The following is a 10,581-nucleotide window of genomic DNA, read 5'->3' on the forward strand; positions in this document are numbered from 1 at the left end:
GGAACATAATTAAGGATCTCTTAATAATCTAACCACGACTCGTAATGCTATGTCTATCGGCTTTTTCATGATTCGATCGCATTTATATGCCAATAAACTCGTAACCATCTCTATCTTGAGTGATGGTGAAAAATGATTTTGTAGGGAATGTTTCAAAATGCCCCTTTATCTTAATATTTCTTAATATTTTATTGGTCAGGATTACCTAATTCTCAGTGATTAGCCCATCAGTCAATACTCAGTGAACCAGGAACATCTTGGTTGAGGCTGCGGGGGAGGAGGGAGATCGGAGCAGGGGAGATTATTTTCCAATTTTTTAGAGTAAATGACGAAAAAATAAATCTATTAAAAATAGAACATTTTAGGCGATAATTGAGACCAAGATGACTTTGATTCTTCTTTTGTTTAGAGTGATAAATAAGGTTTAGATCATCACAAATAGCATGAGAATATCTAAGTCGTCCCGTTTTTTTTGATCTACACAAGTAAAACAGGATACAGATATGGGCAAACAACGATGGTATGAATCAATTCAGTTCAGGCAACGCGCCTGGGATATTAGTGAGGACACCGAGCAAGAGGACTGCCACATTTTTCCGGTAGAAGTCTATGGGAGCTATAGGATTGAAGTTCAAGAAATTAACAATCATGTTGCGGTTGGTTTATACGGACCTAATAACATGGACGATTGCATCTGTTCTGGTATTATTACAAATCCGAATGAAAACGGATTTCTGACATGTGATCGGTTCTTACAGCCTGGGGAATATTATGCCAAAATTAGGCATAAAAAAACCAGTGATACCACTGGTTCTGGTTACCACTGGTACAGGATTGCCCTGTTACCTACCCCCGTACCACTAACAGTCAATGGAAACCCTATATTGGCTAGAATGAGTGCAGGCAAGCAGTACAACTGGTATGAATTTACTGTAGAAATTGAGGCAGATTATATCATTGAAGTACAAGGAATAACTGATTTTAGTCTGTATTTCGAAAAAAGGGCTGATAATAGTGGTCATAATGATGCATGGCATTCTTATAATGGGAGAGTGGAATACAGACTAGATCCAGGAAAATATTATCTTGCGGTTGAGCGAGATAGCGGCAGTGCCACCGATTACAAGATTGGTGTGAGATTTCCCATTACAGAACTGACAATTAATGGAACCCCAGAAAATTGTTCTGTTAACAGTCAATCGGGTGAGAGAAAAGAACAATGGTTTGAATTTACTGTGGAATCTGATGGGGACTATATGATTGAAGCTCTCACAAACGATCACTCTGCCCTTGAAGACGAAATGTCCCAAAGTAACCAAGATGCTAGTAGCATGATCTTGTACGGCCCTGACAATCTGGATAGTTTTTATGCTGGTTGTGATAAACGTGTTCTTTGGAACAAAAATCCAAGAATTACTGAGTTTCTAAAGTCTGGAAAATATCTTCTAAAAGTTGGATTAAGTGAAACCCGTCCTGCTTCTGCTTGGTTTTACCTTACAGTCAAAGATAAACCTACAGAACTAGCTATTAATGGAGTTCCTATATCAGGAAGTGTCACTAGAATTGGGGAGGATTGGTACACTTCTACAGTTTGTTATACTTTTATCGTCAAAGATAAGGGTGAGTATATAGTTGAAACAAAAGCTACCAGTGATCTTGATATGTATTTATATGGACCTCTTGACACAAGCATTAGTCATTATGGTCAGGGGGTCAACACAAAAATTAGTTGTTCCCTAGATCCAGGGGTATATAGAATTAAAATTAGACCTAAAGCGGTTGGCACTATTGACTATACTATTGGAATTGGAGTTAAAACACCAGAAGTTAAAACAGTAGACGTTAAACCAGTAAAATTAGAGATTGATGCAACTCCTATATCGGAGCATTTGACTACACCCAGTAAAGAAGATGTTTACGAATTTAGCGTAATCTCTGGGGATTATTATGCGATTAAAACTCTAGGTAAATTAGATCCAGGGGACTATTCGCTCAAAATGGAACTGACTTCCAGTAACACTGGCGATTATACTGTTGGGGTGGAGAGATGTTCGTTTGTGGAAATTCAGGAAATTCACACCAAACATAACCAAAAGGACAAAGCTGATCAATATGTTGAGATTGTTAATAATGGGACAGAGACAGTGGATTTGTCAAACTGGAAATTAACATCTTCACACAACCCAAAAGAATTTACTTTTCCTCAAGGAGTCAATCTAGGTGGAGGAAAAACTATTCGGGTTTATAGTAATGAAAAGCCTAGTGGTTCTTCTCCTGATGATTTGATTTTTGGAGAAGTGCGTATTTGGAGCAAACAGGGAGATACAGCAACTCTATTCGATGCTAATGGACAAAAAGTTTGTGATTTAGGTATTGGAGATAACAAGACTTGAGCTAATCTCAAGCCTAAATATGGCCAAAATTAGTTTTATAGAGGAGGATGACGACACCATCCTCCTTTAATTTTCTTGTTAATCTGTTTACAATTCCGTTTTAACTATGGATAATCATTCCTGATTTGAGAAATTTTTTTCAATTTTCATTTGATTCTGATAGAAACCTGGACAAACATTCGTCTTTCACCACCTATAACTGATCACCGATCACTGGATAACTGATAAAATGGAATAGAAAAGATAGGAGTAGAATAAGTGGCCGTTAAAATTGGTTTACTGGGTTTGGGAACAGTGGGAACGGGAACAGCACAAATTTTACTCGACCCCACAGGTAGAAACCCCCTGTTAGAAGAAATTACCATTGCTAAAGTGGGGGTACGATCGCCCGATAAACCCCGTCAGGTGGAATTAGGCGAAGGGGTGATCACCACCGACTTAGAAAGTATTGTCAAAGATCCTGAAATTGCGATTGTTGTGGAATTATTGGGGGGACTCGAACCTGCCCGATCGCTTATTTTAGAAGCCATTGCCAACAAAAAGCACGTAGTTACAGCAAATAAAGCAGTAATTGCTCGTTATGGCGATGAAATCTACGAAGCAGCCAACGAAGCCGGAGTTTATGTTCTCTTAGAAGCTGCGGTGGGTGGTGGTATTCCCATCATTAAACCCCTAAAACAGTCTTTAGGAGCAAACCGTATCGCCAGTATTATCGGTATTATCAACGGTACTACCAACTATATTTTGACCAAAATGACCTCAGACGGGGCAGACTTTGGGGAAGTGTTAACCGAAGCGCAACAATTAGGTTATGCTGAAGCTGATCCAACTGCCGATGTAGATGGGTTAGATGCTGCGGATAAAATCGCTATTTTAGCCTCTTTAGGTTTCGCAGGAAGGGTTAAAAGAGAAGATATCTACTGTGAGGGTATTCGTGAAATCAGTGCCGCCGATATTACCTACGCCGAGCAACTGGGTTTTGTCATTAAATTATTAGCGATCGCCCAAGGAACAGAAGGAGAAAACTCGCAACAACTAGAATTAAGAGTCCATCCCACCTTAGTACCGAAAAATCATCCCCTAGCGAGTATTAACGGCGTTTATAACGCTGTTTTGGTGGAAGGAAAACCCCTCGGACAAGTGATGTTTTTTGGACCTGGTGCCGGTGCCGGACCCACGGCCAGCGCGGTGGTTTCCGATATTATGAATATTGTGGCTATTCTCAATAGTAGTGGTACAAATACAACTCTTGACCCCTTATTAAGTTGTGTTCATCAGCATTTTTGTCAAATTACTCCCATAGAAGCCATTAATACCCGTTTTTATGCCCGTTTCCTCACCAAAGATTTACCTGGGGTCATCGGTTATTTAGGGACAACCTTTGGTGATCATCAAGTAAGTTTAGAATCAGTAGTACAAATCGGTTTCCAAGAGGAACTTGCTGAGATTGTGGTCGTCACTCACTATGTCCGTGAAGGAAATTTCCGCACTGCTTTAGATGAAATTCGTAATCTAGAGGCGATCGATAGCATTCCCAGTATTGTCAGGGTTTTGTAGAAGAGTGAACAGTGAGCAGTGAACAGTGAACAGTTAGCAGTGAGCAGTGAGCAAACTAGATTAAACCATAATGCAGTTCGGAGAAAGTGCAATTTTTCTCTAAGGTTTTTATATGGGAAAAAAAGTGGTTTGCGAGAAAGATTTATTGTTGCTTTTTTTTGTCTAATTTCCTGGTTTTTTCCTTCATCTGCCATCGCTCAACCAGAATTATCTGAACTGTGTCCAAGGCCAGTTTTATCACGTTTACAACGTCATCGGGTTATCTCAGGGGAAACTATCGAAACTATTGCGCAACAGTATAATTTAATCCCTCAAACTCTGATAGGTGTCAACCCTGGTTTAGAAGGGGGACAAGTTCAAGTGGGACAGGAAATTTTAATTCCTCCTTTCAATGGGATTTCAATTACAGTTCCTAATGGGGCCTCGTGGCAAGACTTAGCCACTGCTTATGGTGTTCGCGCTGATGTTTTATTTGAGATTAATGGTTGTGTGGAAACCCCAACAGTGGTCTTTATTCCTGGGGTTAATTGGGAACCCGGTAAAAGTCCTTCTCGGGATAATTATACTGGGTTGAGAGGTTATCCTTTGCCAGCGATCGCACAAGTTGGTTTAAGTTATGGATGGCACGTTGAACCTAATACTGGAGAGTCTTTTTTTCATGGGGGAATGGACATTTTGGCTGAAGTGGGAACCCCTGTGTTGGCAGCAGACTCAGGAAAGGTGGTTTATGTGGGTCCAGAGGGAAATTATGGTTTTTTGGTGATTGTGGATCACGGTAATGGTAGACAAACCCGTTATGGTCATCTGAGTCGTTTTGAGACTCGTATGGGTCGGTCGGTGCAAGTTGGAGATGTTTTAGGGTATGTGGGGACAACGGGACGGCCTGATTTATTAAACCCTCATTTACATTTTGAAGTCCGTTTTCAATCTCCTGTGGGTTGGGTTGCACAAGACCCGGATATTCATTTATCAAAAACGTCCGATGAAGACCCTGGCTAAAAATTTTATGTAATATTAGGAAACCCGCCCCGTACAAAGCTGGTTCGGGGTCGGGAGAATATCATGACATGGCTTGAATCATGTAATCAAAGTAAGGGGCAGTTTCTTCTGCATCCTCATTAGTCAAAAGTCCTAATGCTGCATCTTTGAGGCAGCGAATAGCATCAATCATTCCAGGGACAGGAACGTTGAGGGAGTTATACATTTCTTTAACTCCAATCAAACCAATTTTTTCAATGGGTTCTTTGCTTCCGGATAAGACACCGTAGGTAACTAAACGTAAATACCAGCTATAATCCCGTAAACACTGATTGTACTGCTTTTGACCGTAGGCGTTACCTCCAGGAGAGCGATACTCGGGTCGTTTTTTAAACAAATTTTTCTGAGCTTCATCAACGATTTTTTTCTCGTTTTCGGCAAGGGTGTCAGCAATGCGAACACGCTGAGCCCCTGTACTCAAAAAGTCTTGGATACCCTTGAGTTCACCACTGCTAGGATATCGGAGTTCATCGTCTGCTTTTAGAATAACTTGGCTAACTACACTCATGATAATATCAACAACAATCTTTTATCATACTGTAGTTTATCTCGAAAACGAGAAAAAACGTACAGGGATCTGAGATTTTGTTTGCTATAGCAGGAGGCAGGGGGCAGGAGGCAGGGGGCAGGAGGCAGAAGGCAGGAGGGTTTTCAATTTGTAAGCTATGCAATTTAAAATGGGGTATGGCAAGGGGATTTAGTATCAGACAGGTTTATTTTTGCAAAATTTCCTTGACATCCCAGCAATTAAGGTCTTCTGTTTGTTTTGATAACCGTTCAAGTTCAGCAATAATTTTCTCAAGTTAGTCTGGGTAATTTTATCTATTTTGAACTACTATGATTTTTTTTCTTTAGCTAACACAAAAACACTTCCTTCATTACCTCTTCCTATGCGTAAATCTTCATCTAAATAGGTAATGTCTAACCATCCTTGTTGTTCTCGACTTTCGATACTAAAATCTAGGGGAAAGAATTTTTTTCCTGTCTCAATATCTTTAATTAATTTATTAGGAGATTTATACCCTAAAACCCGTTGTAATCCAACAATAGATCGTTCAAATTTAACTTGTACCCTTTTTTCTGATGTTGGTTCAAACGTCGCAGCAACACTTACAATTCCCTCTAAAAAAGGAACTCCAACAATTTCAGCAATATTATAAAGTTTAGCTTCTTCAACTCGAATACATTGATAAATTTGGCCTAATTGCAACACAGGAAAACGATCTAATCCTAAAATTCCTTTGCTAGTTGTGTAGAGTAATCGCCAATTTCCGTCTAATAATTCAGGGGTTTTGAGGGGGGCTGGATTGGAGTTATGATCTTCCAGTTGTTCAATGGCCGATAATACTCTGACTCGATCCATTTCTGTAGCTAATAACCCTCTATTTTTACCGGCAATTGTTTCTAGTAATTTTGCCTTTTCAGTCATTATGAATTATCTCCTTAAATCAATAAATGGTGAACATTAAACAAAATATTTGACTTACAATTATCAACTAATCAAAGTTAATAATTAGGGATATCAAATAATACTTCAGTAATATATCTATTCGCCCAACTATCGCCAAAAGCTTTCTCCAAAACACGACGAGTTTTATCATTTTTTTGTTGTTTTTGACAATAATATTGTTGACCCTGTAGATTAATTTCTCTTTGTTGAGTCGAAACAATTGAAGACTTATTTGCTTGGCTACAATGTATTTTCAAAAAGTCGCCTACTCGTTGCAGAAATAGTTTTTCTTCTTCTTGAGTATCGGGACGAATAAATAAACAGTATTCTGAAAAAATATCGCCCCATTCTGGTAATTCTCGTTGATCAGAAAATGATGGGGTTTTCAATTGCGATAATGCTTGATTATACTCATCAGATAGGGTGAAATCAGGGTTAGTAGGAGATAAATCTGCGATCGCTGCACTAACACCTCTTTTGCCGGCCACAATGTCACAACCAAACATTGGTAGAGAATAATTGGGGTTGGGAAACATGACACAGTGGAGAATATCTAATCCCTGCCCTAGTCTAGCCAATTCTAGGTGCATTTTACGAAATTGGGGGGATTGATAGCAACGATTTTTAATAACCAATTTTTCCCCTTCTAGTTTACCTTCTACATAGCCTAAACCATCTGGTAACTCGTAGGGGCTTAAATTTAAATATTCTTGCCAATGGGAGACTATAACCTCAGCTAACTGATGAATTAATGGATGTAGTGGTAGAGTAGGGGGTGAGGTTTGTAAAGTTGTCATGTTTAGGTAACCGATGCAACAAAAGACAATATTCTCAGGATATACTGAGAGTGTACCCCTATGACAAAATGCAGACATAACTTAATCTTTGGAGATATCTATGTTGGGATTGGGATGGCCAGAACTCGTTATTATTCTTATCGTTGCTTTATTAATTTTTGGACCGAAAAAAATTCCTGAGTTGGGATCTTCTTTGGGTAAAACTTTACGAGGTTTCAAAGAAGAAGTTAATCACCCAAGTGATGAGGGATAAGTTTAAATAGTAGAATGGGCAAATTTGAAAAATCATGCAACATAATAATAATAAGGTATCAATATTTTGGTCCACCGTATGAAAGTGATAATTTTGGATTTTTTATTATGTGTTTTAGAGATTTATTGAACTCAATTATTAATCTTATTAAAAGCATCTTTGCTAAAGATCAAGAATATGAAAGTTTAAAGGATATTCCAGAAGCTAAAAATCAAGAAGCAATTGGTCTATTTAACAAGGTTTTAAAAGATCAAGGGATTGCTAAATTACAAATTAAACATGGTTATCAATATATAGATAATTATGTAAATTGGAATGAAAAAGGAGGACTAATTATCAAAACTAAGAATATATCTATTGAAAGATTGGCACAAAGTGTTAAAAATAATCTAGAACAAACTAAAGGGAATATTGAAAAAAATATAATTAAAACTAGCGATAAAATAAAAAAGTTAGATGAATTTATCGCTATTCTTGAAGAATATAATAAAAAGTAACTCTTAACTATTTGTAATCCCTGTCAGGATTTAATATTATTAAGTACCGAGAATTTTCTCGTTATTAAGACCTACCGTTTTGTGTTACTTGTAATTTGTTTGCGCCATCCTGTAATGGCCTCTAAAGGGTCATTTATAGTTACATATTGTGCCATTAAATTTAGGTCAAGATTGGGTAATAGTTGACTATTAGTTTGGACTTGATAGCTATCATTTTCTAGACAATAAATTATCAACTTTTTATTTTGCCAAAACCAGACTTCTTTAACACCTAAACGCCGATAAATTTCTAAAGTATCTACACTACCGCTAGTATAGATAAGTTCAATAGCCAAATCAGGAATATCTTTGTCTATACCTATACAATAACACTCATCTGGTTCTTTTCCTGCCTGTTTATTTTTACTTTTAAGAGTTGTTGAACCTAAACCCCAAAAACTAATACGTTGTTCCTCTAGATAAATTTCTAATAATCTAGCGATCGCTTTTTTATCTAATTCGTGACTGCGACTAGGGGACATAATTTCTAAGGTTTCTAAAAGATAAGCGACGCGATAAGAAGAACTATTACCTAATGATGTCAACAATGATTCATAAGCTTGCCAAGTTACACCAGAGGTGATAAATTTTTCTTCATGATCCCTTGTTTCTAATTGAAGGTAAAAATAATCATTTAGTAATGCTGCACTCATACTTACATATCCTTTTATACCTAGTTAAATTACATTATTCCAAGCTTTAACTCAAAACTTTTTTAATAGTAGATTCTAATTCTTGTTGACTCAAATCTGTTACAATGAAAACTTCTTGTACTGTTTTTCCTTGTCGTGCGATCGCCTTATAACCACCACGAATGGGAACAGAAATTCTTATTTTTAGGTGAGGACAATGACCTTTAGCCCGACTAATAACCCCAGGAGTAACTGTAGTAATACCTGGATAATTAATCAGTTTTTCTAGTATAGGAATTAACCCATCAAGATGAGTGGAATGATTCCAGACTAACCTCCCTTTATCCACCCTAGTCATGATTTATGCTTCCTCCAATGGTGCCATAGTTAACCCTTCACGACGTAATTGTTGATGATATAATTCTGCTTGTTCCTGGGGACCAGTCCAGACAATAGCTAACCCTTCAAAGTGAACTTGTTCTGTTAGTTCCCAAGCGCGATCGCTACTCATTCCAGGGATATATTTTAGCAAACACTTAGCTACATGCTCAAATGTGTTGAAGTCGTCATTGAGGACAATTACCTTATAGTTAGGGTAATGTTTACGCTCAACAACGGTTGCTCCTTTTGGCGCAGTTGATGTTGAAGTGGCCATCCCTTTAATGTCTATGGACAGTCTCTTATTCATGGGTCTTAGTCACTAGAAAAGTTCTAAAAATAGGACAACTACCCATAATAATAACACAAAGTGAGAAGTAGTTTTTAACTCATTATAAAATAACTGTTCTGTTGGTACTTTTTCTATATGAGTATTTTGATCTTGAGGGTGAAGTTTTATTGTAGAAGATTGTTCTGTATAGTGATAAGGTTTACACGGTAAAGTATCAATAGTATTTTTTCAAAGTTGTAAAAATTTTAAGTCATTATTGTTAATGGCTAAAATTTAAGTAAAAGTAAAATATAATTCTTTTTGAGATTAATATTGATCAATTAAATTAAAATGATTAAAAATTCTTGAAATAACTGTAAAAATTATTGGATTACAACTATTTAAACTGTTCAATACTACTAGCTAAGATGCCTAATATCTTATCGAGATCAGATAAATAATATTCGCTTAAATCAATATAAATATTATTTTTTTCTAGCTTTAAAAAACGCCAGTTTGTCCCTGAAGTTACTACACCTAAAATTGTAGAAATATCATTTTTTTCTTTTTTATTAAAAATTTGTGCTGCAACCATTTCAGCAATACATTGACCCAACCCTGCATTTAAGTTTTCTTTTTTCGCTTCTACCAAGGTAATAATAGGAGCAGAAATTGTCAATTTTTCAGGAGAATGGGTAATTAAAAAATCACAAATGCCATTTAATTCTTGAGTATCATCAACCGTAAAATTCACCCCAGAAAATAAGTTTATTTTGTCTCCAAAGTTGCGTATTAATTCTACTAGAATAGGAGCGATAATCATTTCCGATCTTGCTTTTTCACTATTACTAGCAATAGCAATGGGTAAATTGTCTTGTAAAATTATCTGTAATATTTCACTGCTATTAAGAGTATTAATATCAGTAAAAGTATCTATTTTTTCGATTGTTTTTAAAGCAAATTTTTGTTTAACTTCTTCTAAGGTAAAATTGCTGTAAGACATGATTATTATTGAACCTCTTTATTGAAGCCCCGTCATTAACGACAGATTCTTTTATCCTGATGTCGGGCAGAATACCCCATCCGTCTATACGGTGGGGATGAATAACCGACCAATAAATAAACCACGAAGTATCCATACTTCCGAAAAGATGATATCATAGCTATATCACTGACCAACGTCAGGGGCGTGAACTGTAATACTCACGAAAGGTAGAGCCTCCGAAAACCAAGTCAAGGCTATGAAACCGAGTAGGGAAGCCGAAGCTCGAATCCG

12 protein-coding genes are annotated in these 10,581 nt (G+C 37.0%); 5 read left to right on the forward strand and 7 right to left on the reverse strand.

The window, feature by feature from the left end; genetic code table 11:
- Positions 1-503: 503 nt before the first annotated feature.
- The 3 genes from QNJ66_RS24805 to QNJ66_RS24815 all read left to right on the forward strand — a co-directional run bounded on the left by QNJ66_RS24805 (position 504) and on the right by QNJ66_RS24815 (position 4,949).
- Positions 504-2,393 (forward strand): lamin tail domain-containing protein, encoded by a 1,890-nt coding sequence (locus QNJ66_RS24805; RefSeq protein WP_300511336.1) that lies wholly within the window; start codon positions 504-506, stop codon positions 2,391-2,393.
- Between the two features lie 258 nt (positions 2,394-2,651).
- Complete coding sequence (locus QNJ66_RS24810; RefSeq protein WP_300511337.1) at positions 2,652-3,950, forward strand: homoserine dehydrogenase; 1,299 nt, start codon at positions 2,652-2,654, stop codon at positions 3,948-3,950.
- Between the two features lie 18 nt (positions 3,951-3,968).
- A complete protein-coding gene (locus tag QNJ66_RS24815) occupies positions 3,969-4,949 on the forward strand; it encodes a M23 family metallopeptidase (protein ID WP_300511338.1) in 981 nt (326 codons plus the stop codon).
- Between the two features lie 61 nt (positions 4,950-5,010).
- Here the strand turns inward: QNJ66_RS24815 and apcD are convergent, their stop codons facing one another.
- The 3 genes from apcD to QNJ66_RS24830 all read right to left on the reverse strand — a co-directional run bounded on the left by apcD (position 5,011) and on the right by QNJ66_RS24830 (position 7,235).
- Entirely contained in the window at positions 5,011-5,496 is a 486-nt protein-coding gene (gene apcD, locus QNJ66_RS24820; protein WP_300511339.1) for an allophycocyanin subunit alpha-B, read from the reverse strand.
- A 327-nt stretch (positions 5,497-5,823) separates the two neighbouring features.
- On the reverse strand, positions 5,824-6,417 hold the full coding sequence (locus QNJ66_RS24825; protein WP_300511340.1) for a PAP/fibrillin family protein: 594 nt from the start codon (positions 6,415-6,417) through the stop codon (positions 5,824-5,826).
- Positions 6,418-6,494: 77 nt separating this feature from the next.
- Complete coding sequence (locus QNJ66_RS24830) at positions 6,495-7,235, reverse strand: phycocyanobilin:ferredoxin oxidoreductase (protein ID WP_300511342.1); 741 nt, start codon at positions 7,233-7,235, stop codon at positions 6,495-6,497.
- A gap of 100 nt (positions 7,236-7,335) precedes the next feature.
- Between QNJ66_RS24830 and tatA the strand changes: the two genes are divergently transcribed.
- Positions 7,336-7,488, forward strand: a complete 153-nt coding sequence (gene tatA, locus QNJ66_RS24835; protein WP_300511343.1) for a twin-arginine translocase TatA/TatE family subunit — start codon at positions 7,336-7,338, stop codon at positions 7,486-7,488.
- Between the two features lie 14 nt (positions 7,489-7,502).
- Positions 7,503-7,985: a hypothetical protein gene (locus QNJ66_RS24840; protein ID WP_300511344.1), complete on the forward strand. Its 483-nt coding sequence runs from the start codon at positions 7,503-7,505 to the stop codon at positions 7,983-7,985.
- A 71-nt stretch (positions 7,986-8,056) separates the two neighbouring features.
- Here QNJ66_RS24840 and QNJ66_RS24845 read toward each other — a convergent pair whose 3' ends face one another.
- The 4 genes from QNJ66_RS24845 to QNJ66_RS24860 form a co-directional block, all read right to left on the reverse strand.
- Positions 8,057-8,677, reverse strand: a complete 621-nt coding sequence (locus QNJ66_RS24845) for a Uma2 family endonuclease (protein ID WP_300511345.1) — start codon at positions 8,675-8,677, stop codon at positions 8,057-8,059.
- 46 nt (positions 8,678-8,723) lie between these two features.
- Positions 8,724-9,014, reverse strand: a complete 291-nt coding sequence (locus QNJ66_RS24850; RefSeq protein WP_300511346.1) for a DUF2103 domain-containing protein — start codon at positions 9,012-9,014, stop codon at positions 8,724-8,726.
- 3 nt (positions 9,015-9,017) lie between these two features.
- On the reverse strand, positions 9,018-9,311 hold the full coding sequence (gene clpS, locus QNJ66_RS24855) for an ATP-dependent Clp protease adapter ClpS (RefSeq protein ID WP_300511348.1): 294 nt from the start codon (positions 9,309-9,311) through the stop codon (positions 9,018-9,020).
- A gap of 391 nt (positions 9,312-9,702) precedes the next feature.
- Complete coding sequence (locus tag QNJ66_RS24860) at positions 9,703-10,308, reverse strand: hypothetical protein (RefSeq protein WP_300511347.1); 606 nt, start codon at positions 10,306-10,308, stop codon at positions 9,703-9,705.
- Positions 10,309-10,581 lie beyond the last annotated feature (273 nt).

This window comes from Crocosphaera sp., assembly GCF_030064895.1.
Lineage (GTDB): Bacteria > Cyanobacteriota > Cyanobacteriia > Cyanobacteriales > Microcystaceae > Crocosphaera.

Bases quoted from the DNA above. Each gene is read 5' to 3' on its own strand.
- QNJ66_RS24805 (WP_300511336.1), top strand. From the start codon at position 504: ATGGGCAAACAACGATGGTATGAATCAATTCAGTTCAGGCAACGCGCC.
- apcD (WP_300511339.1), bottom strand. From the start codon at position 5,496: ATGAGTGTAGTTAGCCAAGTTATTCTAAAAGCAGACGATGAACTCCGA.
- QNJ66_RS24825 (WP_300511340.1), bottom strand. From the start codon at position 6,417: ATGACTGAAAAGGCAAAATTACTAGAAACAATTGCCGGTAAAAATAGA.
- QNJ66_RS24830 (WP_300511342.1), bottom strand. From the start codon at position 7,235: ATGACAACTTTACAAACCTCACCCCCTACTCTACCACTACATCCATTA.
- tatA (WP_300511343.1), top strand. From the start codon at position 7,336: ATGTTGGGATTGGGATGGCCAGAACTCGTTATTATTCTTATCGTTGCT.
- QNJ66_RS24840 (WP_300511344.1), top strand. From the start codon at position 7,503: ATGGGCAAATTTGAAAAATCATGCAACATAATAATAATAAGGTATCAA.
- QNJ66_RS24845 (WP_300511345.1), bottom strand. From the start codon at position 8,677: ATGAGTGCAGCATTACTAAATGATTATTTTTACCTTCAATTAGAAACA.
- QNJ66_RS24850 (WP_300511346.1), bottom strand. From the start codon at position 9,014: ATGACTAGGGTGGATAAAGGGAGGTTAGTCTGGAATCATTCCACTCAT.
- clpS (WP_300511348.1), bottom strand. From the start codon at position 9,311: ATGGCCACTTCAACATCAACTGCGCCAAAAGGAGCAACCGTTGTTGAG.
- QNJ66_RS24860 (WP_300511347.1), bottom strand. From the start codon at position 10,308: ATGTCTTACAGCAATTTTACCTTAGAAGAAGTTAAACAAAAATTTGCT.